The sequence below is a fragment of the Bradyrhizobium sp. IC3123 genome, assembly GCF_020193625.1.
GTDB classification, from domain to species: domain Bacteria; phylum Pseudomonadota; class Alphaproteobacteria; order Rhizobiales; family Xanthobacteraceae; genus Bradyrhizobium; species Bradyrhizobium yuanmingense.
Genome location: NZ_JADYVF010000004.1, coordinates 145,261 through 170,751 on the forward strand (window position 1 = coordinate 145,261; position 25,491 = coordinate 170,751).

Here is a 25,491-nt window from a genome sequence, read left to right on the forward strand (position 1 = left end):
TTGTCGAAATCCTCATAGCCCAATCCGCACCGCCGGCGCAATTTTATTGCGCGTGCAGCGCAATCGACTTTTGTTCCCTGTTGGAAAAATCCGCCGATAGGGAATGCAATTCTTGCATGGCTCGCCAGATTGCTTAGATTAGCTCTGATATTTCAGCGCCTCCGCTACGCCTCCCGGCACATTCCGCGCTCGCGCTGCAAATCCCCCGTGAAAGGCGTCCATCGAAATGTCCGCTCCTGTTCATGCAAAGGTCGTCATCATCGGCTCCGGCCCGGCTGGCTACACCGCCGCGATCTACGCCGCGCGCGCGATGCTTGAGCCGATCCTGATCCAAGGCATCCAGCCCGGCGGCCAGCTCACCATCACGACCGACGTCGAGAACTATCCAGGCTTCGCCGACGTGATCCAGGGCCCCTGGCTGATGGAGCAGATGGAGAAGCAGGCGGTCCATGTCGGCACCAAGATCGTCTCCGACCTGGTGACCAAGCTGGAGACGGCGCAGCGGCCGTTCCGCCTCACCTGCGATTCTGGCGACGTCTATCTCGCCGAGACCGTGATCCTGGCCACCGGCGCGCAGGCGCGCTGGCTCGGGCTGCCGTCGGAAGCCAAGTTCCAGGGCGGCGGCGTGTCAGCCTGCGCCACCTGCGACGGCTTCTTCTACCGTGGCAAGGAGGTGATCGTGGTTGGCGGCGGTAACACCGCGGTCGAGGAAGCACTGTACCTCACCAACCATGCCTCGCAGGTCACGATCGTACATCGTCGCGATCATTTCCGGGCCGAGCGCATCCTGCAGGAGCGCCTGTTCAAGCACCCGAAGATCAAGGTGATCTGGGACGCCGCCGTCGACGAGATCTGCGGCACCGAGAACCCCAACAAGGTCACCCATGTCCGGCTCAAGAACGTCAAGACCGGCGCGCTCACGGACGTCAAGGCCGACGGCATCTTCATCGCCATCGGGCATGCGCCGGCCACCGAGCTCGTCAAGGATCAGGTCAAGCTGAAACCCTCCGGCTATATCGAGGTCGCCCCGAACTCGACCGCGACCTCGGTGCCCGGCCTGTTCGCCGCCGGCGACGTCGCCGACGAAACCTATCGCCAGGCCGTGACGGCCGCCGGCCTCGGCTGCATGGCCGCACTCGAAGCCGAACGTTTCTTGGCCCTTCGCGCCAGCGAGCGCGCGGCAGCGGAATAGAATCATGCCCCGAACACGCGACGGATTTACGGATATGGACTGGGACAAGCTGAAGGTGTTTCACGCCGCGGCGGAAGCGGGCAGCTTCACGCATGCGGGCGAGCAGCTCGGCCTGTCGCAATCAGCGGTGTCGCGCCAGGTCTCGGCGCTGGAGCAGGAGCTCTCGGTCTCGCTGTTCCACCGCCACGCCCGCGGCCTGATCCTTACCGAGCAGGGCGACCTGTTGTTCCGCACGGCGCATGACGTGTTCATGCAGCTGCAGGCGGCGCGCGCCAAGCTGACCGACAGCCGCGAACGGCCGAGCGGCGATCTCAAGATCACCACCACGCCCGGCGTCGGCATCAACTGGCTGATCCCGCGGCTCGGCGAATTCACCGCGCTCTATCCGGAGATCCGCATCTCGCTGATCGTCACCGACGAGGAGCTCGATCTGTCGATGCGCGAGGCTGACGTCGCGATCCGCACCCGCAAGCCGACGCAGCCGGATCTGATCCAGCGCAAGCTGTTCGCGATGGGCTTCCACGCCTATTGCTCGCCGGAATACATCAAGCGCTTCGGCACGCCGCGCACGCTGGAGGAGCTCGACTCCCACCGCATCATCACGCTCTCGGACGGCAATTTCGCGCCGCACCTGCAAAACCGCAACTGGCTGATCGAAGCCGGGCGCAACGGCTCGGGTCCGCGCGAAGCCTACTTCAAGGTCAACAACATCCTCGGTCTCGTGCGCGCCTGCGCGCAGGGCCTCGGCATCGCCGCCCTGCCCGATTACCTGGTCGAGGAGCAGAGCAAGCTCGTGCAGCTGTTCGGCGAGTCGGACTCGATCCAGCTCGACACCTACTTCGTCTATCCCGAGGAGTTGAAGACGGTCGCGCGCGTGCAGGTGTTCCGTGACTTCGTGGTGAGCAAGGCGCAACGCTGGCCGTCCTGATTTCCGCATGACTGACATGCGGCCTCGGCTGTTGCTGCAAGGCACTCGGCAAGCCCATAATGTTTGCACGCTGAGCCTTCGCGTTGCGCATTTGTCCCCCTCCTCCAGTGGCGCGGGAGTTCAGTAATCCCTCTTGGAAGGTGATTGTGTCGGCCTCACGTGGCCAATACCTAAGCCGGGCCCTCGGGTCCGGCTTTTTTTCGTCAAAATGCGCTTCGCTCTCCGCGTGTGTTGACAGTTCCGCGCATACCCCGCATCATTCGCCCATGATCACGAAGTCGTGCGCAATCGTTTCGAAAAAAGGCCCCCATCCCGGGGCCTCGGAATATTGCGCGCGCTAAGCTGACTTCGTCATCGCGAGCCAATCCCGAAAACCCCGCCGCCTGGACGGGGTTTTTTCATGTGCCCTCCGTCTCAGGCATTTTTCCCGAGAAGGAGATGGAAACATGACCGCACTACGAGATCACTTCCACGGGCTGTGGTTGCCGCTGGTGACGCCGTTCCAGGACGGCGCGCTGGACGAGAGGTCGCTGCGGCGGCTGACCCGGCACTACGGCGCGCAACGAATCGACGGCCTCATCCTGGGCGCGACCTCCGGTGAAGGCATGACGCTGCGCGCGGCCGAGCTCGAACGTCTCATCGCCGTGGTGCGCGAGGAGATGGCCGCCGCCGGCCGCAACCTGCCGATCTGCCTCGGACTGTCGGGCGCGGACACCTCGCGTCTGCAGGAGCGCCTCGACGAGACCGCGGACTGGCCGATCGACGGTTACCTGATCGCCAGCCCCTATTATGTGCGGCCGTCGCAGCGTGGCCTGCTGGCGCATTTCGAGACGCTCGCCGACCACGCGGCATGGCCGATCGCGCTCTACAACATTCCCTATCGCTGCGCCGTCAACATCAGCAACCAGACCATGCTGCGGCTGGCCGAACACAAGAACATCGTCGGCCTGAAGGATTGCGGCGCGAGCCGTGAGCAATCGATCGCGCTCTTGCGCGACCGGCCGAAGGGCTTTCGCGTGCTCACCGGCGAGGACGCCAATTATTTCGAGGCACTCAGTGACGGCGCCGACGGGGGCATCGTGCTCTCAGCCCATGTCGAGACCCCGACGTTCGCGGCAATCTATAGCGAGCACAAGCGCGGCAACCACGATGCGGCGCTGGCGCGCTGGCACGAGGCCGCCGAGCTGACGCGGCTGTTGTTCGCCGAGCCGAGCCCCGCGCCGGCGAAGTACTGGCTGTGGCGATCCGGCCTGATCGACAGCCCGGAGGTGCGCCTGCCGATGGTGGAAGTGAGCAGCGAGCTCGCGGCAACGATCGATCGCGAGATCGAGCGACGGGTGACGATCGCGGCGTAGTTTTCTCTCCGTGCACGCTGCTCTTCCTTCTCCCCTTGTGGGAGAAGGTGGCGCGAAGCGCCGGATGAGGGGTTTTCTCCAAGCGCAAGACTGTTTGTGTGGAGACAGACCCCTCACCCGTCTCGCCGCTCCGCGGCGAGCCACCCTCTCCCACAAGGGGAGAGGGTGAAAGCGTGCCCGTTTGGTTAACCGCGCCCCAACGGCCTTCGCAGCTGCCGCAATCCGTATCCACGTCTCGTTTACGTGACTGCGCCTATCGTTCTGTCCAAAGTTACCGAAGGGGAAATGACCATGGGGTATCGCACCCGGCCTACGGCCGCGAGCCAGTTCGCGCCCGCCGATCTCTTGAAGGGAATTCTCGTCGTCTCGTCGTTCGGGTTCTGGGCCGTGATGCTCGGCCTGATGCCGGTGCTGCTGTTTCGCGTCTGGCTGGTCGGCTGAAGCTGCGCGTGCGGGATGGTTAATCCGTGGTAGCACCTGTGTTCAAAATGCACGGGCAGATGCGATCCGGATCTTAAAACATCGCTGCTATCACTGACGTCCATAAGCGAAGAAATCGCGGGGGCGTTTGTGAATAGTCAGAATGAAATGGCGTCGCATTTCGACGCCGAACAGCAGGGCTTCAGCACCGAGGACATTCTCTGGGCCGTCGGCATCTGGTCGGTAATCCTGACCCTGTCGCCGGTCATCGTGTTCTACATGCTGATGGTGGCGTGAGCGAAATCAGAAACGCAAAACGCGCGGACTTCCCGCGCGTTTTTCGCCGTTCGACATGATCAATGAAAATTAAGCTGCCTGCTTGTGCATTGCGCCGGAGGCCGACGCGGTGCCGCGGATAGCCTTGACCGAACGCTCGATCGCCGCCCACAGTCTTGCGATTTCCTGAGCCGCACGGCTCTCGGCCTGATATTCGCGCGCGCCTTCGCCGTGGCTGAGCGCCATCAACAAATCCGAACGATTGGTGATCTGACCGCCCCACACCGGAGCGCGGAATTTCGCCAGTGCTTCGCGGGCGATGGTCACGATCGGGCTTTCGGCTTCGTCGCGCTTGGCCGGGGCACCGTTGAGCACGACCGCGTAGGGCTTGCGCGCGGCGCGACACATCTGGATGGTTTCCTGCACGGCGTTGACGTCGAACACGCCGGGACGCGCCGGGATGACCACCATGGTGGCGTTCTTGATCGCGTCGTCGACGACGGCCGACAGGTTCGGCGGCGTGTCGATCAACACCCATTCATAACCGTCGCGCTTGGCCGCGGAGACGATGCCGCTGACGGAGTTGACGGCAGCCTTGATCGGGGGCTCGTTGGTGCCGCGGAGCTTGTGCCACAGCGTCAGGGAGCCCTGCGGATCGGCGTCAACCAGCATGACCTGCTTGCTCGCCTTGATCTGCGCGGCGAGATGCGCGGCGAGGGTACTCTTGCCCGAACCGCCTTTACGTGATGCGAAAACAATGACGTTCATACCTTCCGCCTCCAGATTGACCCCAGGCCGCGAAAATGAATCAGCGCGCTGATTCGTGAAAGAAAAATTTGTCGGGAGCTGCGCGACAGCCACGAAATAACAAGACGTGTTGGCTTTTGAGTCACACTGCTTCGCAGAACGGAGACACGGACCGCATCGAAATGCCGCTCGGGCGCGCGTCTGTGCGTTTTTTGAGCAATGCGCGGGACAAAAGCGGAATGCAACCTTGCCGCGCAAACCTGCCGCGCGCTTTCTTTTCAGGGCGCACGCCCGTCAATCGATGCAAGCCTTCCGGCGCCGTGCGAACAAAACGAGTCCGCAATCTGTCGCGAAGCCGAAGTCAGGGCCGGAACGAGGAAGGCGCCCGATTGCGCGCCTTCGGCGGAGTTTCAAACCGGGAACGCGCTGCCGGGCGTTCAGCCTTGGTCGCTGGGCGCTCAGCCTTGGTCGCTGGGCGCTCAGCCTTGGCTGGATTTCTTCTTCGGCGCCGGCTTGGCGGTCTTCTTCGCAGCCTTGGGCGCGATCTGGGTCGGCTTGCCGGCGCGCTGCTCGCGCGGCGCCGGTCCGCGGCGGAAGAACACCGCGCATTGCGGCGAGAGCTGCGCCTTCTTCTTGATCATGCAGGCGGTGATGGCATCGACGTTCGGGACGAACTCACCGCACAGCCGCATCGCGTCCGGCGTGCAGGCCTGCTGCTCCTCCTGGGTGTAGGCGAAACCGGCGCGCGGCAGCGCCAGGATGGCCAGGGCAAGCGCGAGGCTTGCAACGGCCACGGGCTTTGCAAAGGACTTGAAGCGAAACGCCGGCATCGATCCCCCCACATCACGAGTCAGCGCGAATAGTGGGTGAACGGCGGTTCGTTGGCAACCGAGGGCAAGTGCGAAAGCCGGCACGTGTGCGCTCTCGGCAACAGGTTAGGGCCTCGACAGTTCCGGGAAACGAAACGAAGGCGCCGCTGGTCGGCCCCAAACCAAAAGTGCGAAAAACAACCCCATGCACAGTAGCCAAGTCATTGCAAACACTCAGGTCGCCGAATTTTAGGATTTTTCGAAGCCAAATTTGACTTGTCGGGCAAAACAGGGGCATCATGTCACCCTCAAGAAGATGCGCGTGGGGTGGCCGGCCTGTCTCCTACGCTGGTCGAAAAGCGCACACGAGGAGGACAATCACATGACGGGGAATGAAGCGGAGCTGCCGCTGTCGGGCGTGATGGTGGTGTCGCTGGAGCAGGCGATCGCGGCGCCGCTGGCGAGCCGGCACCTCGCCGATTGGGGCGCGCGGGTGATCAAGATCGAGCGGCCGGGCAGCGGCGATTTCTGCCGCGACTACGATCACGTCATGAACGGCATGTCGAGCCAGTTCGTCTGGACCAACCGCTCCAAGGAGAGCCTTGCCATCGACATCAAGAGTCCCGAGGGCCGCAAGGTGCTCGACGCCCTGCTGCCGCGCACCGATGTGTTCATCCAGAACCTCGCGCCCGGCGCGGCGGAGCGGCTCGGCCTCGATGCCGCATCGCTACTGCGCAAATATCCGCGCCTGATCGCCTGCGACGTCTCCGGCTATGGCACTGATGGCCCCTACAGCGACAAGAAGGCCTATGATCTCCTGGTGCAGTGCGAGGCCGGCGTGCTCGCCATCAACGGCACCGAGGCGGAGCCGGCCAAGGTGGGGCTATCCGTCGTCGATATCGCCACTGGCATGTACATTCTGAACGGGGTGCTGATGGCACTGTATCGCCGCGAACGCACCGGCAAGGGCACGGCGTTCCAGGCCTCGCTGTTCGATTCCATCACGGACTGGATGAGCTATCCCGCGTTCTACACGCAGAATACCGGCCGGCCGCTGCCGCGCACCGGTGCCAAGCATGCGACGATCGCGCCTTACGGCCCGTTCCGCGTCGGCGACGGCAACACCATTTTCTTCGGCATCCAGAACGACCGCGAATGGCGGTCGCTGTGCCGCATCGTGCTTGGAGACGCCGACTTCGCCGACGACCTGCGCTTCCGCACCAATCCGCTCCGCATGCAGAACCGCGACGAGCTTCAATCGCATATCGAGCGGCGCTTTGCCTCGATGACCAGCGAGGAGGTGCTGCGGCTGCTGGACGAAGCCGCGATCGCGAATGCGCACCTGAACTCGGTCGAGGCGTTCCTGCAGCATGAGCAGCTGCATGCCCGCGCGCGGGTGAGAAGCGTGGGATCGCCGTGCGGACCTTTGATGAGCTTCCTGCCCGCGCTCACCATTCCCGGCGTGACGCCGCGGATGGATCCGGTGCCCGACGTCGGCGAGCACAACGCGTCGATCCTCGGCGAACTCGGCTTCCGCGAGGGAACGTGACCATGGCCGCGCAGCGCCCGACGCGGGCTTATCTCGCCGTTCCCGCGCATCGCGCCCGTGTCGTCGCCAAGGCGGCGGCATCATCGGCGGACGCGGTGTTCATGGACCTCGAAGACGCCGTGCCGCCCGCGGAGAAGGGCGTTGCGCTGGCGGAAGCCGTCCGCGCGCTGTCCTCGCTGGACTGGAGCAACAAGCACGTCGCCATCAGGCTCAATGCGGTCGACAGCCCGTTCATCGCGGAGGAGATCCGCGCACTGGCGGCCCTGCCCCGGCTCGATGCTTTGATCGTGCCAAAAGCGGAGCGGGTGAGCGACATCGTCCCTATCGCCGATCGTTTCCGCGCAGCCGCGCCGGATCGCGCCGCGCCTGTTACGCTCGAGCTGCTGATCGAGACCGCGCTCGGCCTCGTCAATGTCGACGCGCTCGCCGCGTGCCACGACAGCGTGGCCGCGCTGCATCTCGGCGTCGGCGACCTCGCAGCCTCGCTCGGCGCCCGCACCTCCGACATCGGCATTTCGCCGGATGGTTACCGTCATGTCGGATCGGCGCAGAGCGGCTACGCCGCCGCGCCGCTCGACCTGTTCGCCTATCCCATGATGCGCCTCTTGGTCGCCGCGCGCGCGTGCGGCCTGCGCGCGATCGATGGCCCCTGCGGCGCATTTCGCGATGCTGGACTGACCGAGGCCAGCGCGCAAAAGGCCGCGGCGATGGGCTTTGACGGCAAGCAGGTGATCCATCCCGACCAGATCGAGCCGACGCTGCGCGCGTTCACGCCCTCGGCCGAGGAGCTGGCCCAGGCGCGGCGGATCGTCGAAGCCATGGAGCAGGCCGAGGCGCTGGGACAGGGCGCGGTGACGCTGGACGGCAAGATGATCGACTATGCCAATGTGCGCATGGCGCGGAGGATCATTGGGCTGGGGTCGTAGGGGCGTTTGTCCCCCTGCGGCGCATCCTTCGAGACGCCCGCTTCGCGGGCCCTCAGGATGAGGGCGGAGTGCGTGGCAGCAGGTTCGATGGGCACCGCTGCCGCTGATCCTCACCCTGAGGAGACCGCCACCGGGTCCGCGCGAAGCGTGGCCCGATGACAGGCTCCGCTGTCGTCTCGAAGGGCGAGGCGCTGGGCACGCCGCGCGCGGCGGTGGCGCTCGTGGTGGCGTTGCTGGTTCTCGCGCGGTCGCGTCCAAGCCACAACCAAGGCAAGCGGGCGACGCCGCGCGGCCTCGGATAGCATTGCCTCGATCAGCGCAGACCCAGGAACGAGAGCACCGCACCAATCACGACGACCAGCCCGATGATATAGATGATACCGTTCATGGCTCAGCTCCTCAGCGTTGTCTGTCCTGCCGCTGCTACAAACAGGCGGGAGCCTGAAAGGTTCGCCGGTACATCTCGCCATTTTCTGTCAGACGCGGGGAACGAAAATGTACCATCTGCTCCGCCGCGCCGGGGGCCGTGCCACTTCCAGATGATTTTGCCTTTGCACGCGAAGGTCGCTAGTCTCTCCTGATACGTTCAGGGAGGGGAATATGGCACAACGCGAAGAAATGCTCGCAGTGGTCCGGCGCGCCTATGCCGCACGCGACAATGATGATGCCGAGGGTCTGGTCGCCGCTTTTGATCCCAAGGGTCTGTTCACCTTGATGGGGGACAAGAATGCACTCGAATTGACGGGAAGCGTGGAGGGACACCCAAGCCTGCGTGGTGCCTTCAGCAAATTGATCGAAGACTTCGGTTTCGAAGGCCGCGAGATCCTGGCTGAGCTGGTTGACGGAGATAGGATCGCCATCCATTCCCGCGTCGACGTTCGATATCGTCCGACCGGAAAGGCGGTCAGCACCGAGATCCTGGACCTGTTCAGATTTCAGGACGGCAAGATCGTCGAGTTGATCGAGTTCGCGGATACGGCGCAGGTCAAGGCGATGATTTCCTGACGGACGCTGAGATGGGTTGAAGCGCCCTCGCGCTAGGCCAGAAGATGAATGTCAGTCGGCTCCGGGTCTGCGCCCGCTGCCGTCAACATCGCGTGGACCTGACCTCGGTGGTGGGTTTGGTGATTGAAGAGTTGAACAGCCACCAGCGTCTTTGGCTTCTCGATCCGAGTTGAACCGTCTCCTGGATACCAAACAAGCATCCCGTTCAGGTCTGCGTCGCGCAATCGCGCTGACCACGCTTCGATTTCCTCGTTCCGTTGCAAGCGGAGCGCCTTGAAGGCCTCCCAATCCGAGGGATTTGTGAGGGAATGCTTGATGGTTTCCTCTGGACGCGCATTCCCTTTCAGCCGCTCCAGTATCAGGGCATCAGCCCAATAGAGATGGTTCAACGTAGCTGCAATCGACTGGAAGAACGCCCCCCGATCCTTCCAGCGATCCTCGTGGGTCAGCCGGTCGGCGGCAGCTACCAAAGAGGCGTTCTGCCAAGTGTTGTAGCGGGCCATAAGGCGGCAGTATTCGGCTGAGATCATTTTCTCAGGGCTCCAAAGGTTGTCGATGTTGGCTGATCTCGGGACGTTGCCCTAGACGTGCGCAAAGCAGGAAACCATCAACCTCAGACTTTGCCCGTTCGCAGCCCAAACAGCCGCTCGTCGTGAGGATAGCGCCCGACATGAGACACGCGGATGCGCGCCGCACCCACGTGTCTCGGATTGATGAGATAGTTCTGCGCAAACGGTACGATGACCGACGGCACCGACACCACGGCCGTGCGCATCTCGTCGAACCACGGCCTCAACACATCACGTGTCACCCTGGGATTCCCGGCCCAATTCGGCGATACTCTCTCAATATCGCTCAAGCTCACCTTTTCGACAGCCAGGTTATCAGGCACGTCAATACGAAGCAGTTGGTAGCTGGTCGGCAAGTCCTCCACATCAATTTCCAGATGCACCATCACTTCGAGCAGCGCCGAAGCCGGATGATCCGCGGCGTAGACCACGTGCCGGCCGCGATCGTGCCAGCGGCCGTCGGCCTTCAGGCCGCCGATACCGGAAAGATCGTCGAAATTGGAGATCCGCCAGATCCGCACGCCGAATCCTCAAGCGAGGATGCCGTGATCGATCCGATGCAACATCTCCTCAACCACGCGCGCTCCAGCCTCCGTCGCGAGGTATGCGAGCGGCGTCTCTCCGCCCAGCGCCTTCTTCGGCTTGCGCAGCCAGCGGTGCGCCTTTGCCGCATCGCCGAAGACATTTGCGGCGAGCCGGTCGACCCGCGCCAGCCGAACGGCCTTGTCGGTCTCCTCGACCGTCAGCGGCTCGCCGTCCGACAGCCGCCGCGCGAGCGTGCGCTTGGGCACGACGAGCGCGTGGATTTCGTCATCGCTGTAATTGGCAAGGCGTTTAAGCGCAGCGGGCTCGATGCGAAACAATCTGTTGCCGTCGATCACGACGTCGAACAGCTCGGCCGAGGAGTGCGCTTCATCCGCGGTTCTGCCGAGCCCGAGCGACGGCGCATCGGTGATCGTCGAGAGCCCCGTGACCGCATCGAAATGCCCTCGCACGACAACAGCGCCGGGTTGCGGTTGATAGGTCTGGTCCGGCTCAGCGGCGGAGAGGCGTTCAAGCCCTGCCGAAGGAGATTTACGAGACCCCCTCTTATGGTCAGGCCGCTGAGTAAGGGCCGACGCTGCAATCGCCTTGATCTGCTTGCTAGTCTGGGAGCCGGGGGCGCGAACGCCCCGCGAAGAATCTCGAGCAACGCCTTTGCCACTACGCTCGTTCTTACCCATAGTTTCTGCCTCGGCAGCCTCTTGCCAAATGCCAAAATACTCTTGCCAATTGGCATCTAAGCACATGCAGTGATGGATTCAAGCGTCGTCGCACTTGGGCTCAAACCGCAATCCGCGGGCGATCACCAAGTAGCGGTGAGCAATGCCCCGCCAACATTTTGGCTGGTCTAACGATGCGTCGAAATTCAGCGGTCGGAGCAATGCTGCATCGCGCGCCAATCACTGCGATCGTTGGTACAGTTGGGTGGGCTCGAACCACCGACCTCCTGTTCCACAGACAGGCGCTCTAACCAACTGAGCTACAACTGCATCCTTGCGAGCCGCGCCTTGGGCTGCCTGAAAAGGCTTGATGCCTGAGGGGGCTGGACGGGGCGGAAACTAGGTGCAACGGCCCGGTTTGGCAAGGCCGCAGAACCCGATATTTCCCCTCTTCAGCACGAGGAAAACCGGTCGATCGGTCGGGCGGGATCACCTCTAGCCGGCGGGGAGAGGTCGGATTGCTTTGGTGCGCGAATGCGCGCCGGAGCGATCCGGGTGAGGGGCCGCGGCGGGCAGTGAGACCTGAGCCCCTCACCCGGCCCGCGCCGGACGATGCTTCGCATCGCCGGGGGCGGTCCGACCTCTCCCTTTGGGAGAGGTGGACGGAGTGCTGGGCGCGAGCCGGGCGAACCCATTTCCAAAAGAAAAACCCGGGCCTTTCGGGCCCGGGTTTCGCATGTCACACCAAACTCACCGCTCAGGCGGCGGAAGGGTAGTACTTGGAGGCGCTGGCCTTGATCGGCTCGGCGGTCTCGTTGGCGACGCGCTGGGTGAGCTCGACCAGCTCCTTGGCCTGGGCCTGGTAGGTCTCGAGCTGCTTGCGGGCGTGGCCGGTCCACAGCTCCATCGCTTCAGTCGGTGACTTGGCGCCGAACAGCTGCTGGGCGAAGTCGAGCTGGGCGCTCGAATTGGCCTTCATGAACTCGACCAGCTTGGCGGTGTACTCGCTCGCGCCCTTGGAGGCCGAGGTGAACACGGCCTCGACGGTGCCGTTGTGGGTCTCGGCGGCGTCCTTGAACTTGGCGTAGTTCTCGCGGGCCTGCGCCGCGCCCTTCTCGGCGAACGCACGCACCTGCTCGGGAACCTCGAACGGGATGATCGAGGCAGAAAACGGATCAGTCGCACCTGTCATGTTGGTCCCTCACGCTAATTGAAAAAATGGAGTGAGCCTTTCTGGCGCGCCCGCCGGCCCCGACCATGGGCCCTGCGCATTGAGCGGGTACGAAGACTGGAAACGCGAAACAAAGGTGATGGCTCGCCCAGCGCCAGAATTATGGCTGCCTATCATGTCAACATTGTGCATCGCAACGCGGCAGAGGGGTGCGATGCGAAATTTAATCTCGGGGAGGATGAGGTTCCCAGGCGAGGGAACCGGGGGTTGAGGTAGTGGGATGCGCCCGGCAACACACGCGCTCTTACCCTCCCCTGCAGGGGGAGGGTCGGCTCGCAACGAGTCAGCGATGCAAGCCGGGGTGGGGTGATCTCTCCCCTCGGGGACTGCCTGCGTGGAGAGACTGTCACCCCACCTCGGTTCGCTCTCCGCTTCGCTGCGTGCGAACCGATCCACGGGCGAGCTACGCTCGTCCCGGACCCTCCAGGGGAGGATGGGCACCTGAGATGCCGCGCGGGTGCGTCTCTTCGCAAGCGCCCCACCCCTTGAATCCCTTGGATGCAACGTCGGCTCGGCTTGCGGGGTTGACGGGATTAAGGTTATCGCCGCTTGGGGATCCATCGCGGGCTTTGGGCCGTGGACCTGGTCGCGCCTTCCGGGCGATACTAACCCTTTCTTAAGGCTGTCATTCCCGGCAGCCGCCAACTCGCGAAGCGTGAGATGCAGCCGGCCTGATGACGCGTTCGGATTTCCAGTTGCGAGGGGTGGGCGATCCGCGGCTGGCCGTGCATGCGACCTCTGCCCTGCCGGCCTGGCTATGGTCGACCGACGGCGCGCGCGTGCTGTGGGCCAATCCGGTCGGCGCAAAACTGTTCGGCGCGGCCAACAGCGCCGGCCTTGCGGACAAGGTGTTCGGCCCCGCCGACAGCCATCGCCGCCAAATCGTCAGGCTCGCCCCCCAGCTGCCGGCGAACGGCGCAATGCGGCTGCAGCGGCTGCGCGGCTTCGGCGCCCGGTTAGGGGCGCTGATGACCTGTGCTTGCGCGCGGCTCGACTTTGCCGACGGCGGCCATGCGGTGCTGGTCATCGCGATGGACCCGACGCTGCGCACCATGCCGCTGGTCGAGCGGCTGCATCGGCTGGTCGCCGGCGCGAAGGTGCCGATGGCGGCGTTCGCGCCGGACGGGCTGTTCGTCGGCGCGAGCGAGGCCGCGCGCCCCCTGCTCGGCTTCCGCGATCTGCTCGAGGCCGGGCTCGACCGCGCCCGCAGCGATGCGCTGGCAACCGGCCGCGCTGCGACGCCGATCGGCATCGGCCAGATGGTTCTGCAGCGGGTCGGCAGCGGCGCCGATATCGGCCTGGTCGCGCTGATCGAGCCGGCCGCCTCCACGGCGGCGCACGAGGCCGCGCCCGACGTCACGCCCGCGCAGCCTCCGGCCGCGGTGCCGGAGGACGCACAGCCTGCGCCAGACGAGGCACCGTCTGCGATTGCGCTGTTCGACGCATTCACTGAGCCGGCCGAACCGCCCGCCGAGACGATTGCGCCGACGCCGGAGCCGGTCGTCCCCGCGGCGGCCAAAACTCCGGTTGAAAACCAGCCGCAAGCCATTGTGTCGCCGCAGCCCGCGCCGATCAATGCGGGCATGGTCGAGCCGACTTCGGGCCAGGACTCTTCTAGCCACCAAGAGCCGCCCGCACCGCGTCAGCATCCGCTGCGCTTCCTCTGGCAGATGGATGAAGAGGGCCGCTTTGTGCTCGGCTCCGATGAATTCATCCGCCTGATCGGCACGCACACGGCCGCCGGCTTCGGCCGCCCCTGGCGCGAGATCGCCGCGGAATTCTCGCTCGATCCCGAGGGGCGCGTGGCGAAGGCGCTCGAAAGCAAGGACACCTGGGCCGGCATCACAGTGAACTGGCCGGCCGACGGCGGCGAGCACATTCCGGTCGAGCTCGCGGGCCTGCCAGTCTACGACCACAACCGTGAATTCGCCGGCTTCCGCGGCTTCGGCGTCTGCCGCGATCTCGACGCGCTCAACCGGCTCGAGGCGCTCAGGCGCTTCGAGCTGCTCGTCGAGCCGCCGGCACAGGATCGCTCCACTGAGGCCGTCGCGTTCGATGCGGAGCCCGAGCCTGAAGCGGCGGCGGAAGCTGAGGCGGAGGGCGAAGCAGAGGCACCGCCGATCGCGCCATCCGAGCCTGAGCCGCAAGCCGAGCCTGAACCGCAAGCCGAACCCGACCTGCCAGAGCCCACAAGCGAGACGACTTCACACCCAACCGAACTGGACACGCCCGTGGAAACGCCTCCCAATGTCGTGCCGTTCCGCGTCGCCGGCGATACGCGGCCTCCGACGCTAACGCCGGTCGAGAACAGCGCCTTCAACGAGCTCGCGCGGCAATTGTCGGAGCGGCTCGAACGCGAGCGCGAGACCATCACGACCGACGCGGCCGGACCAGTGGCGGAGATCAGTGCCGAAGCACCGGAGCCGGAGCCGCCGCAGGCCGCCGCCGAATGGCTGACCGAGCCCGCACCGCCGCCGCGCGGGATGAGCGCGCGCGACCGCACGCTGCTCGACCTGTTGCCGACCGGCATCCTGATCTACCGGCTCGACCGCCTGCTCTACGCCAATCCCGCTTTCCTCGCGCGCATGGGCTATGACGGCCTGAACGCGCTGGAGCATGCCGGCGGGCTGGATGCGCTCTATGTCGAGCCGGGCGTGTCGGCGGCCAGCAGCACCACGCAAGGCGGCACGCCTGTCACGATCAGCGCGACGGCGCCGAATGGCGAAGCGCCGCCGGCCGCGACGGAAGCGCATCTGCACACCATCGAGTGGGACGGCGACAGCGCGCATGCGCTGATCTGCGCGCTGCCGCAGGCGGCGCCGATCGCGGCGCCTGCCGCCGCAGAGACCGTGGTGGCCGCAGAGCCTGACGCCGCGGATGCGGAGCCCGCGGCCGGCGATGCCGATGCCGAGGATCTCGCCGCCATCCTCGACACCACAGCCGAGGGCATCGTGATGTTCGATGCCGAAGGCAACATCCACGCCTGCAACCGCAGCGCGGAGGCGCTGTTCGGCTATGACGGCGAGGCGCTGCTGCAGCAGAATTTGCTGACGCTGTTCGCCCCCGAGAGCCAGCAGATCGTCGCGGATTATCTGGAAAGCCTGAAGAGCCAGGACATCTCCAGCCTGCTCGATCACGGCCGCGAGGTGCTGGGCCGCGAGAAGAAGGGCGGCGTCATTCCGCTCGCGATGATCATGGGCCGCACCCGCCCCGACGGGCCGAACTTCTTCGCCGTGTTCCGCGATCTCTCGCACGCCAAGAAGGGCGAGAGCGAATTGACGAAGGCCCGCCGCCTCGTCGACGGCGCAGCCAACGCCAAGGCCGACATGCTGGCGCGGATCAGCCACGAGATCCGCACGCCGCTCAATGCCATCATCGGCTTTGCCGAGGTGATGATCTCCGAGCGCTTCGGCGCGCTCGGCAACGAGCGCTACGGCGAATACATGAAGGACATCCGCGCTTCCGGCGAGCGCGTCATCGCCATCATCGACGACCTCCTGGAGCTGTCGCGGATCGAGACCGGCAAGCTCGACCTGAATTTCGCGAACTTGAACCTCAACGACCTGGTCGAAGCCTGCGTGACGGTGATGCAGCCGCAGGCCAACCGCGAGCGCATCATCATCCGCACCTCGCTCGCCCATGCGCTGCCGCAGGTGAGCGTCGATGCGCGCGCGATGCGGCAGATCACCATGAACCTGATCTCGAACTCGATCCGGCTCGCCAGCGCCGGCGGCCAGGTCATCGTCTCGACCGCGCTGACCGATCGCGGTGAGATCGCGCTTCGCATCCGCGACACCGGCCATGGCCTTTCCGAGCGCGAAGTCGCCGCCGCGATGGAGCCGTTCCGCACGCCGCCGCCGGGCGATGCCGCCGACAGCTCGGCGCTGAGCCTGTCGCTGACGAAAGCGCTGGTCGAAGCCAACCGCGCCCGGTTCAACATCAAGAGCGCCGGCCACGGCACGCTGATCGAGGTGGTGCTCGCGCCAGCGCTGGCGGGGGCGTAGGGCGCGGCACGCTCAAGCCGTCATTCCGGGGCGCGCCTCTTAGCGCGAGCCCGGAATCCATCGATCCTCATCAATGGTGGTGCAATGGATTCCGGGCTCGTCGCTTCGCGACGCCCCGGAATGACGGCGGGGCTCACGCCGCCCGCACCGTCTCCAAAAACCTGCTCACCTCGATCTTCAGCCGGCTGCTGTCGTTCGACAGCGATTGCGCCGCGGACAGCACCTGCGAGGAGGCGGATCCCGTCTCGGTCGCGCCCTGGCGCACGCTGGAGATGTTGACGCTGACCTGCGTGGTGCCGGCGGCGGCGCTTTGGACGTTGCGCGAGATCTCGCTGGTCGCGGCGCCCTGCTCTTCCACCGCGGCCGCGATGGTGGAGGAGATTTCGGACAGGCGCTCGATGGTGCCGCCGATGGTCTTGATCGCGCCGACGGAATCTTGCGTCGCGACCTGGATGCTCGAGATCTGCTGACCGATGTCGCCGGTCGCCTTCGCGGTCTGCTCGGCCAGGGCCTTCACTTCCGAGGCCACCACGGCAAAGCCGCGTCCGGCCTCGCCCGCGCGCGCGGCCTCGATGGTGGCGTTCAGCGCCAAGAGATTGGTCTGGCCGGCGATGGCGTTGATGAGCTCGACCACGTCGCCGATGCGCGCGGCCGCCTTGGACAATTCGCTGACGCGATCGTTGGTCTGCCCGGCCTGGGTGACGGCCTCGCCCGCCATGCGCGCGGAGGCCTGCACCTGGCGGCTGATCTCGTTGACGGAGGCGGTCAGCTCCTCGGCGGCGGACGCCACCGACTGCACGTTGGTCGCCGCTTCCTCGGACGCCGCCTCGACCAGCGTGGCAAGCTCGGTCGAGCGGCTGGCGGTCGTGGTCAGCGACGTCGCCGACGCCTCGAGCTCATTGGCCGCCGACGACACGGTCTCGACGATCTCGCCGATCGCCCCTTCGAAATTGTCCGCCATCCTGATCATGTCGGCGCGGCGGCGCTCGGCGGCGAGCTTGTCCTGCCTGATCTTCTCTTCGGCCTCCTCCTGCGCCTTCCGCTCGGCGTTGATCTTGAAAGTCTCGACGGCTTGCGCGATCTCGCCGATCTCGTCGGGCCGGCCGAGGCCGGGAAGAACGATGGCGAAATTGCCGTTGGCAAGCTCGATCATCGCCGCGCGCATCGCGGTCAAAGGCCTCGAGACCGAACGTCCGATGAAGATGCCGAGGCCGAGCACGCTCGTCGCAATCAGCGCGATCGCCACTGCAATCCAGAACTGGATGCTGGTGCGCTCGGCCTCGTTGAGACGGTCGGCATCGGCGCGGATGCGGTCGACCGATGTCGAGATCTGCTCGATCACGGGCTCGACCGACGCGAAGGCCTCGGACATCGCCTTCGATTCGGCCGCCAGCTTCAGCGCGGTCTCCATCCAGGCGGAGAAGTCGCGCTGATAATCGGCGAGCTTCTGGCGCAGCTCGGCCTTGGCGCCGTCGGCAATGGCTGCCGCGTCGAGGCCGGCGGCAAATTCGGACGCGCGCTTCTTCATCTCCTCGCCATATCTGGCGTTCCGACGCAGCATGAAATCCTTCTCATGCCGGCGCATCATCAGCATGATGACCTTGAGCTCGGAATTCTGGAACTGGTCGACCTGGCTCTCGATGCCGTGGACGGAAGCGCGCAGGCGGCCTTCGAGCCCGGATTTCTCGTCGAGGCCGAGCCGCTGCCGTTCCTCGACCACCGCGGCGAAGCGGGCCTGATAGGACTTCAGCGACGCTTTCATCGCGTCGATCTTCTGCGCCAGCTCGGGCTGGCCGAGTGCTGCGATCTTGCCGCGGAGCGTCTCGATGTCGAGCGCCACCTGCCGGCCGATCTCGACCTGTCGCTGCGCCCTGGCCGGATCGCTGCGCAGCAGAAAATCCTTCTCGGCGCGGCGCGCCTCGAGCAGCTCGACCGCGATCCTGTTGTTCAGCTCGAACACGGTGCGCGCATCCTCGGCCGCGTCGCGATAGACGCCCATCCTCCGCTCGCCGTAGAGGTGAATGCCGCCGATCAGGACGACGCCGATGACGCCAATGACGCCGATCGCGGTGATCTTGTGAGTGAGTCGCAGCGAAGGGAGCCGCATCGTGAACCAAGCTGGTGGTGAGCGATGCGGTTGATGAAGCGATAATCGGGGAAAGCTTCCGTTAATTTGCGGGCACGTATTAATACGTGTATTTCGCTACAATACTCGCCGCTGTGCACGGTGACGTGCACAGGCACAGTTCCAAAAAAGAAACACGGCGCTTCGATCGCGCCGTGCTTCCTTGTCTGCGAGAGCTTGAGCTCAGTGATAGATCTCGAACAGGCCGGCCCCGCCCTGGCCGCCGCCGATGCACATCGTCACCACGCCCCACTTGGCCTTGCGGCGGGCGCCTTCCTGCAGCAGATGGCCGGTGAGACGGGCGCCGGTCATGCCGAAGGGGTGGCCGATCGCGATCGAGCCGCCGTTGACGTTGTACTTGGCGGGATCGATGCCGAGCTGGTCGCGGCAATACAGGCACTGGCTGGCGAAGGCCTCGTTGAGCTCCCACAGATCGATGTCGTCGATCTTGAGGCCGGTGCGCTTGAGCAGCTTCGGAATCGCGAACACCGGGCCGATGCCCATCTCGTCCGGCTCGCAGCCGGCGGTTGCCCAGGCGACGAAGCGGCCGAGCGGCTTGAGGCCGCGCTTCTCGGCGTCCTTGGCTTCCATCAGCACCACCGCGGCGGCGCCGTCGGAGAGCTGGCTGGCATTGCCGGCGGTGACGAACTTGCCGGGGCCCTTCACCGGCTCGAGTTTTGCCAATCCTTCCATCGTCGTTTCGGGACGATTGCATTCGTCGCGATCGACGGTGTAGTCCACGATCGACTCGGCCTTGGTCTGCTTGTCGACGACCTTCATCTTGGTCTTCATCGGGACGATCTCGTCCTTGAACTTGTTCGCCTGCTGGGCCGCGGCCATGCGGCGCTGCGATTCCAGCGAGAACTCGTCCTGATATTCACGGCTGAGCTTGTAGCGCTCGGCGACGATGTCGGCGGTGTCGATCATCGCCATGAAGATGTCGGGGGCGACCTTGAGCAGTTCCGGATCGACCGATTCCTTCGGCGTGCCGCCGCCGGGAATCGAGATGCTCTCGACGCCGCCGGCGACGATGCAATCGGCGCCGTCGGAGCGGATCGAGTTGGCGGCCATCGCGATGGTCTGCAGGCCCGATGAGCAGAAGCGGTTCACCGACACGCCGGCGGTGGTCTTCGGCAGCCCCGCGAGCAGCGCGGCCTGGCGGCCGATGTTCGGTGCGCCATGGGCGCAATTGCCGAGATAGCAGTCCTCGACATAGTCCTTCTCGACGCCGGCGCGGTCCACCGCGTGATGAATGGCGTGGGCCGCGAGCGACATCGGCGGCGTAATGTTGAACCCGCCGCGGCCGGATTTCGCCAGGCCCGTGCGCGCATAGGAAACGATGACGGCTTCACGCATTGTTTTCTCCCTTGTCGAACGATTTGGAACGGAGCGTCCTGACGCCATTGGTACACAAAGATTGGGGGTGGGGAAAATGAAAACGCCGCCTCCGGCGATGGAGACGGCGTTGTTCCGCGTGTCGGAATATATGATATGATGATCGTCATTCCGGGGCGTGCGCGCCCGCTCTATCCACACGTCATGCCCGGGCTTGTCCCGCCTGCGCGGCCGAAGCCGCTTCGGCGCGGCGAAGGGCCGGGCATCCACGTTCTTCGCGCCGAGCGGCAAGACGTGGATGGCCGGGTCATAGGCGAGCGGAAGCGACGCCGTCCTTCGGACAGCTATGCCCGGCCATGACGCCGGTGGGAGCCGCTCAGAACGTCAGCGCCTTGGCCTGCTTGACCTGCGGCAGGGCCTGCACCTTGGCGAGCACGTCGGCCGGCACCACACCGTCGACCTCGACCAGCGCAATGGCATCGCTGCCCGGAGCGACCCGGCCGAGATGGAAGGTCGCGATGTTGATCTTGGCGTCGCCCAGAAGCCCCGCGAACTTGCCGATGAAGCCCGGCTTGTCCTCGTTGGTGACGTAGATCATCGACTTGCCGAACTCGGCGTCGACGCGGATGCCCTTGATGTCGACGAGGCGCGGCTTGCCGTCTGCATAGACGGTGCCCGAGACCGACCGCTCCTGCCGCTCGGTGGTGACCGTGACGGTGATCAGGCTCTCATAATCGCTCTGCGCGGCGCGGACGATCTCGTCCACCACCATGCCGCGCTCCTTGGCGACGACCGGCGCGGACACGACGTTGACCTCGCCCAGCATGGGCCGCAGCAGGCCCGACAGCACCGCGGAGGTGATCGCCTTGATCTTCATCTCGGCGACGTGGCCCTCATAGGTGATCTCGACCTTGAGGATGCCGCTCTCGGTGAGCTGGCCGGCGAACGAGCCGAGCTTCTCGGCGAGCGCGATGAACGGTTTCAGCTTCGGCGCTTCTTCCGCCGTGATCGAGGGGAAGTTGACCGCGTTCGAGATCGCGCCGGTGAGCAGGTAATCCGACATCTGCTCGGCAACCTGCAGCGCGACGTTCTCCTGAGCCTCGGTGGTGGAGGCGCCGAGATGCGGCGTGCAGATCACGTTGGGATGGCCGAACAGCACGCTCTTGGTCGCGGGCTCCTCGACGAAGACGTCGAAGGCGGCGCCGGCAATGTGCTTGGCGTTGAGCGCATCGACCACCGCCTGCTCGTCGACGAGACCGCCGCGGGCGCAATTGATCAGGCGCACGCCCTTCTTCATCTTGGCGATCGCGGCCGCGTCGATGATGTTCTTGGTCTTCTCGGTCAGCGGCGTGTGCAGCGTGATGAAGTCGGCGCGCCTGAGCAGATCGTCGAGATCGACCTTCTCGACGCCGATGTCCTTGGCGCGCTCCGGCGACAGGAACGGGTCGAACGCGATCACCTTCATGCGCAGGCCGAGCGCGCGGTCGGCGACGATCGAGCCGATATTGCCGCAGCCGACGACGCCCAGCACCTTGCCGGTGATCTCCACGCCCATGAAGCGGTTCTTCTCCCACTTGCCGGCCTGCGTCGAGGCATCGGCCTGCGGGATCTCGCGGGCGAGCGCGAGCATCAGGGTGATGGCGTGCTCGGCGGTCGTGATCGAATTGCCGAACGGCGTGTTCATCACGATGATGCCCTTGGCCGTCGCGGCCGGGATCTCGACATTGTCGACGCCGATGCCGGCGCGGCCGATCACCTTCAGCCTGGCCGCCTTCTCGAGGATCTTGGCGGTCGCCTTGGTCGCGGAGCGGATCGCAAGGCCGTCGTAATTGCCGATGATCTCGGCCAGCTTGTCCTTGTCCTTGCCGAGATTGGGCTGGAAGTCGACCTCGACGCCGCGATCCCTAAAGATCTGCACGGCAGCGGGCGAGAGCGCGTCGGAAATGAGAACTTTGGGTTTGGTCATGGGGATGATCCGTTGTGCGTGCTGCATTTACGGCACGTCATCCGCGGTCTTGACCCGCGGATCCATCTCTCTTGATTGATGGATGGCCGGGTCAAGCCCGGCCATGACGAGGATTAGGTTTGCTTACGCCGCCTTCGCGAGCGTGGCCTTGGTCTCGGCGAAGGCCCAGTCGATCCACTGCGTCAGCAGCTCGACGTCCTTTGCTTCCACCGTGGCGCCGCACCAGATGCGCAGGCCGGCCGGCGCGTCGCGGTAATAGGCGAAGTCGTAGCCCGCGCCTTCCTTCTCGACGAGGGCCACCAGCTTCTTGCTGAACTCCGCCTGCGCGTCCTCGGAGAGCGAGGTGATCGCGGGATCGGTGAACTTCAGGCACACCGAGGTGTTGGAGCGGATCGATGCGTCCTTGGCGAGGAAGTCGATCCAGGGCGTCTTCGCCTTCCAGTCCGCCAGCACCTTGGTGTTGGCGTCGGCGCGCGCGATCAGCGCCTTGAGACCGCCGATCGACTTGGCCCAGTTCAGCGCATCGAGATAATCCTCGACGCAGAGCATCGACGGCGTGTTGATGGTCTCGCCGACGAAGATGCCTTCGTTGAGCTTGCCGCCCTTGGTCATGCGGAAGATCTTCGGCAGCGGCCAGGCCGGCTTGTAGGTCTCGAGCCGCTCCACCGCGCGGGGCGACAGGATCAGCATGCCATGCGCGGCCTCGCCGCCGAGCGCCTTCTGCCAGGAGAAGGTGACGACGTCGAGCTTGGCCCAGTCGAGCGGCTGCGCAAATGCGGCGGAGGTCGCATCGCAGATGGTCAGGCCTTCGCGGCTCGCGCTGATCCAGTCCGCGTTCGGAACGCGCACGCCCGACGTGGTGCCGTTCCAGGTGAAGACGACGTCGCTCTTGGGATCGACCTTCGACAGATCGGGGATCTCACCGTAGCCCGCATTGAGCTTGGTGACGTCCTTGAGCTTCAATTCCTTGACGATGTCGCTGACCCAGCCCTCGCCGAAGGATTCCCAGGCGAGCGTGGTGACCGGCCGTGCGCCAAGCAGCGACCACAGCGCCATCTCGACCGCGCCGGTATCGGAGGCCGGCACGATGCCAATGCGGTAATCGGCGGGGACCTCGAGCACTTCGCGCGTCAGGTCGATCGCGAGCTTGAGCTTGGCCTTGCCGATCTTCGCGCGATGCGAGCGGCCGAGAGCTGCGTCCTTGAGATTTTGGGCGTTCCAGCCGGGGCGCTTGGCGCAGGGGCCGGAGGAGAAATGCGGCACGGTCGGCCGCGAAGCGGGCTTCGCTACAGTCATGATCTACCCTTCCAGATAGTAAGCCTCCCGTTGGGGGGAGGTGTCCCGCCGCGGCTGATACGGGAATCGGGAAGGTCCGTCAAGGAAGTTCCGGGGCCTCACGCGCCAGTGATGGCGCTTCCGGTGCAATATCAGGGGATTCGACAACAGTGAGCGCGTTCAGCAAGTCCGTGGCATCGCTGATCAATTGCGCCGCCTTGCGGCGGCTTCCGACCTTCAAAATGCATTTGTCATTGGCCTGCACGACGTAGTCGTTGCCGACCTTGATCATCGAATAGCTTGTCATCGAAATGTCCCGAACCGAGCGAGCCCGGTGTCAGATGCCCCCGTAGCACCCTTCGTTCCTTCATCAATGTGAACGACGGAGCGGTAGTTTACCGGCTCTTAACACGACCGAATGAAAAGCCCGCTTTTCGCCGGCTGCGCAGCGCTCGCGTCGCGCTGCCTCAAAAGCGGACAATCATGCCGACGTGACTCGCCGTGAAGCCGAGCCGCTTGTAGAAGCGCTGCGCATCGACGCGCGTCTGATGCGTGAGCAACTCGACCAGATTGCAGCCGCGCGCCTTTGCTTCCGTCACGGCCCATTGCACCAATTGCTCGCCGATGCCGCGGCTGCGACACTCGGTGGCAACGCGAACGTCCTCGAGCAGTCCGCGGGATCCGCCCTGCGAGCTCAGGCCCGGCAGAATCGCGAGTTGCAGGCAGCCGACCACCCTGCCCTCACTCTCGGCAACCACCAGCGTCAGATTCGGATCGCGCGCGATCCGCGCGAATGCGTCGTAATAGGAGGACGGCAACGGATCCTCCACGCGCTCGCGCGCGCGGCCGAGATGATCGTCGGCGAGCATCGCGACGATCGCGGCGACGTCCTCGCGGCGCGCGGGACGGATAGAGACGGCTTCGGCATTCATGTCAGGCGACTCCGCACCTCAGCGCGCCGGCGGAAGGCCGAGAAACGCTTCGACGTTGCCGATCCAGCGGCGGACGGACGCATGGCGGCCGAGATCGAAGCCGCCTTCATGGGCAACACGCGTATAGGCGAGCAGCGACACGTCGGCTAGCGACACCTCGTCGCCGGCGAAGAAGCGGCTGGCGGCGAGATGCTGCTCCATGCGGTCGAGCGCCGCATAGCCGCGCTTGACCTTTTCAGGATCGAGCTCGGAGGCATCCTTGCCGAGATAGACCATGAGGAAGCGGCACACGGCGATATAGGGCTCGTGGCTGTACTGCTCCCAGAACAGCCATTCGTCCATCTTGGCCGCCGTGAAGGCGTCGCGCGGAACCAGCGCGCTGTCGCGGGCGACATAGCGGATGATGGCGTTGGACTGCGCCAGCGTACGGCCGTCATCGAATGCAACGGTGGGCACCTGGCCGGCGCCGTTCATCTTCAGGAATTGCGGCGTGCGCGTCTCGCCCTTGCGGGTGTCGATCTCGATCCACTGGTAGGGCACAGCGAGCTTGTCGCAGACCCACTTCACCTTGAGACAATTGCCGGAATTGCTGTCGCCGTAGATCTTCATCGCTGCCGCCCACTTTCGGACGACAGAGCATCAGGACGAAGCGAAGCTGTCAACAGGAAGCGGACGGCTCAGAACTTGTAGCCGACGCCGAGGCGCGCGTTGTTCAGCGTCACCTGCGTGTTCATGACGGGAGAGAATCTCACATATTCATATTCGATGCGGGCGAACAAGCCGTCCCAAACGCAGTATTCGAGCCCGAGGCCGGCGGTCCAACCCACCGCGTACGTGTTGGTCCTGTGCTGACCTTGCGTGCCCGACTGCGCAGGAACCGGGCCCCACGTTCCAAGTATCGTCGTGGTGTTGCCGAAGAAATCCGTCGTCGTCGTGTCCTGTCGCATCGAGACGCTGCTGGTCACGGTGCGCGACACGTCCATTCGCCCGACGGCAGCGCCCATGAAGGCATAAGGCATGAAGCTGCCGCCGTCCCAACCCACGCGGCCGCGGAGCGTCACCATGTCTTTGACCTGTGCCGCCGCGGCACCCGTCAGCGTGACGGCATAGTTGTTGGTGACGCCGGGCGCCCGCACCTCACCAGGCGGGTTGACGATGACGAGCGAGTTGGTTCCTGACGTCAATGTCGCCATATCGTTGAAGTAGCTGTAAGTGCCCTCGAGACTGAGAACGGCATCATACCATTGCCAGTTGCGGCCGACGAAGCCACCGAAATTGGTGCTTTGAGTGTTGGTCTTGTTCAGCAGCGACCACGTCGAGGTCGGCCCCTGGAGTACGCTGTCGCGGAAGATGTAGTTGGTCAGTCCGACCACGCTCTGACTGAAATCCGTGGCATCTGCGGTATAACCGCCATGACCGCCGACATAGAAGCCATTCCAATTGACGGAGGTCTTCGACAGACCGTCCGCGAAGCCGCCGCGCAGCACGGGCAGGTCCGGCATGTCGGCCGCTTGCGCGGCAGACACCGTCCCCAACATCGCCGCTGCCAACACCAGCCTACGCATCACCACGCTCCATCGGACTCGAACTGTTGCGATGATCATCGCCTGTTAACCTTAACCAATGGTTGCGCCGGGCGCCTTCG

Annotated in this window: 24 protein-coding genes and 1 tRNA gene; 10 read left to right on the plus strand and 15 right to left on the minus strand. The window is 64.9% G+C overall.

The features are described from left to right. Positions 1–226: 226 nt before the first annotated feature. The 5 genes from trxB to I6F20_RS37950 all read left to right on the plus strand — a co-directional run bounded on the left by trxB (position 227) and on the right by I6F20_RS37950 (position 4,192). Positions 227–1,192 carry a thioredoxin-disulfide reductase gene (trxB, locus tag I6F20_RS14940; protein ID WP_036009535.1) on the plus strand — a complete coding sequence of 322 codons (966 nt, stop codon included), beginning with the start codon at positions 227–229 and terminating at the stop codon, positions 1,190–1,192. 4 nt (positions 1,193–1,196) lie between these two features. Then, on the plus strand, positions 1,197–2,120 hold the full coding sequence (locus I6F20_RS14945) for a LysR family transcriptional regulator (RefSeq protein WP_025032176.1): 924 nt from the start codon (positions 1,197–1,199) through the stop codon (positions 2,118–2,120). Positions 2,121–2,566: 446 nt separating this feature from the next. Next, positions 2,567–3,475: a 4-hydroxy-tetrahydrodipicolinate synthase family protein gene (locus I6F20_RS14950; RefSeq protein WP_225126777.1), complete on the plus strand. Its 909-nt coding sequence runs from the start codon at positions 2,567–2,569 to the stop codon at positions 3,473–3,475. A 291-nt stretch (positions 3,476–3,766) separates the two neighbouring features. Next, a complete protein-coding gene (locus I6F20_RS14955) occupies positions 3,767–3,916 on the plus strand; it encodes a hypothetical protein (RefSeq protein ID WP_167361666.1) in 150 nt (49 codons plus the stop codon). Positions 3,917–4,063: 147 nt separating this feature from the next. Beyond that, positions 4,064–4,192: a hypothetical protein gene (locus tag I6F20_RS37950; protein ID WP_260345777.1), complete on the plus strand. Its 129-nt coding sequence runs from the start codon at positions 4,064–4,066 to the stop codon at positions 4,190–4,192. Positions 4,193–4,261: 69 nt separating this feature from the next. On the opposite strand, the gene I6F20_RS14960 is transcribed toward I6F20_RS37950, so the two are convergent. After that, a complete protein-coding gene (locus tag I6F20_RS14960; protein WP_025032179.1) occupies positions 4,262–4,939 on the minus strand; it encodes an AAA family ATPase in 678 nt (225 codons plus the stop codon). Between the two features lie 458 nt (positions 4,940–5,397). Continuing rightward, complete coding sequence (locus I6F20_RS14965; RefSeq protein ID WP_225126779.1) at positions 5,398–5,748, minus strand: hypothetical protein; 351 nt, start codon at positions 5,746–5,748, stop codon at positions 5,398–5,400. A gap of 361 nt (positions 5,749–6,109) precedes the next feature. Here I6F20_RS14965 and I6F20_RS14970 point away from each other — a divergent pair, with 361 nt between their 5' ends. The 4 genes from I6F20_RS14970 to I6F20_RS14985 all read left to right on the plus strand — a co-directional run bounded on the left by I6F20_RS14970 (position 6,110) and on the right by I6F20_RS14985 (position 9,207). Continuing rightward, complete coding sequence (locus tag I6F20_RS14970) at positions 6,110–7,276, plus strand: CaiB/BaiF CoA transferase family protein (protein WP_225126781.1); 1,167 nt, start codon at positions 6,110–6,112, stop codon at positions 7,274–7,276. Positions 7,277–7,278: 2 nt separating this feature from the next. Next, positions 7,279–8,202, plus strand: a complete 924-nt coding sequence (locus I6F20_RS14975) for an HpcH/HpaI aldolase/citrate lyase family protein (protein WP_225126783.1) — start codon at positions 7,279–7,281, stop codon at positions 8,200–8,202. A gap of 155 nt (positions 8,203–8,357) precedes the next feature. Beyond that, positions 8,358–8,504, plus strand: a complete 147-nt coding sequence (locus tag I6F20_RS14980) for a hypothetical protein (RefSeq protein ID WP_225126785.1) — start codon at positions 8,358–8,360, stop codon at positions 8,502–8,504. A gap of 316 nt (positions 8,505–8,820) precedes the next feature. After that, on the plus strand, positions 8,821–9,207 hold the full coding sequence (locus tag I6F20_RS14985; RefSeq protein WP_225127150.1) for a nuclear transport factor 2 family protein: 387 nt from the start codon (positions 8,821–8,823) through the stop codon (positions 9,205–9,207). Between the two features lie 32 nt (positions 9,208–9,239). Here the strand turns inward: I6F20_RS14985 and I6F20_RS14990 are convergent, their stop codons facing one another. The 5 genes from I6F20_RS14990 to I6F20_RS15010 all read right to left on the minus strand — a co-directional run bounded on the left by I6F20_RS14990 (position 9,240) and on the right by I6F20_RS15010 (position 12,170). After that, entirely contained in the window at positions 9,240–9,737 is a 498-nt protein-coding gene (locus tag I6F20_RS14990; protein WP_225126787.1) for a DinB family protein, read from the minus strand. A gap of 83 nt (positions 9,738–9,820) precedes the next feature. Next, complete coding sequence (locus tag I6F20_RS14995; protein ID WP_036009526.1) at positions 9,821–10,297, minus strand: RES family NAD+ phosphorylase; 477 nt, start codon at positions 10,295–10,297, stop codon at positions 9,821–9,823. A gap of 9 nt (positions 10,298–10,306) precedes the next feature. Next, on the minus strand, positions 10,307–11,065 hold the full coding sequence (locus I6F20_RS15000) for an Xre family toxin-antitoxin system antitoxin (RefSeq protein WP_225126788.1): 759 nt from the start codon (positions 11,063–11,065) through the stop codon (positions 10,307–10,309). A gap of 166 nt (positions 11,066–11,231) precedes the next feature. Then, a tRNA-His gene (locus I6F20_RS15005) sits at positions 11,232–11,308 on the minus strand. A gap of 427 nt (positions 11,309–11,735) precedes the next feature. Next, a complete protein-coding gene (locus I6F20_RS15010) occupies positions 11,736–12,170 on the minus strand; it encodes a phasin (RefSeq protein ID WP_036030951.1) in 435 nt (144 codons plus the stop codon). Between the two features lie 713 nt (positions 12,171–12,883). Between I6F20_RS15010 and I6F20_RS15015 the strand changes: the two genes are divergently transcribed. After that, positions 12,884–16,213 carry a PAS domain S-box protein gene (locus I6F20_RS15015; RefSeq protein ID WP_225126790.1) on the plus strand — a complete coding sequence of 1,110 codons (3,330 nt, stop codon included), beginning with the start codon at positions 12,884–12,886 and terminating at the stop codon, positions 16,211–16,213. A 133-nt stretch (positions 16,214–16,346) separates the two neighbouring features. Here I6F20_RS15015 and I6F20_RS15020 read toward each other — a convergent pair whose 3' ends face one another. The 8 genes from I6F20_RS15020 to I6F20_RS15055 form a co-directional block, all read right to left on the minus strand. Beyond that, positions 16,347–18,320, minus strand: a complete 1,974-nt coding sequence (locus I6F20_RS15020; RefSeq protein WP_225126792.1) for a methyl-accepting chemotaxis protein — start codon at positions 18,318–18,320, stop codon at positions 16,347–16,349. 201 nt (positions 18,321–18,521) lie between these two features. Next, positions 18,522–19,694 carry a thiolase family protein gene (locus I6F20_RS15025; RefSeq protein WP_036030944.1) on the minus strand — a complete coding sequence of 391 codons (1,173 nt, stop codon included), beginning with the start codon at positions 19,692–19,694 and terminating at the stop codon, positions 18,522–18,524. Between the two features lie 355 nt (positions 19,695–20,049). Continuing rightward, positions 20,050–21,639, minus strand: a complete 1,590-nt coding sequence (gene serA, locus I6F20_RS15030; RefSeq protein WP_036030940.1) for a phosphoglycerate dehydrogenase — start codon at positions 21,637–21,639, stop codon at positions 20,050–20,052. Between the two features lie 123 nt (positions 21,640–21,762). Next, positions 21,763–22,935: a phosphoserine transaminase gene (locus I6F20_RS15035; RefSeq protein WP_225114088.1), complete on the minus strand. Its 1,173-nt coding sequence runs from the start codon at positions 22,933–22,935 to the stop codon at positions 21,763–21,765. Positions 22,936–23,014: 79 nt separating this feature from the next. Then, positions 23,015–23,221, minus strand: a complete 207-nt coding sequence (locus I6F20_RS15040) for a hypothetical protein (protein WP_036009515.1) — start codon at positions 23,219–23,221, stop codon at positions 23,015–23,017. A 160-nt stretch (positions 23,222–23,381) separates the two neighbouring features. Next, a complete protein-coding gene (locus tag I6F20_RS15045) occupies positions 23,382–23,846 on the minus strand; it encodes a GNAT family N-acetyltransferase (RefSeq protein WP_225126794.1) in 465 nt (154 codons plus the stop codon). Between the two features lie 18 nt (positions 23,847–23,864). Next, positions 23,865–24,455, minus strand: a complete 591-nt coding sequence (locus I6F20_RS15050) for a glutathione S-transferase family protein (protein ID WP_225126796.1) — start codon at positions 24,453–24,455, stop codon at positions 23,865–23,867. Between the two features lie 68 nt (positions 24,456–24,523). Next, a complete protein-coding gene (locus I6F20_RS15055; protein WP_036009512.1) occupies positions 24,524–25,411 on the minus strand; it encodes an outer membrane protein in 888 nt (295 codons plus the stop codon). Between the last annotated feature and the right edge of the window lie 80 nt (positions 25,412–25,491).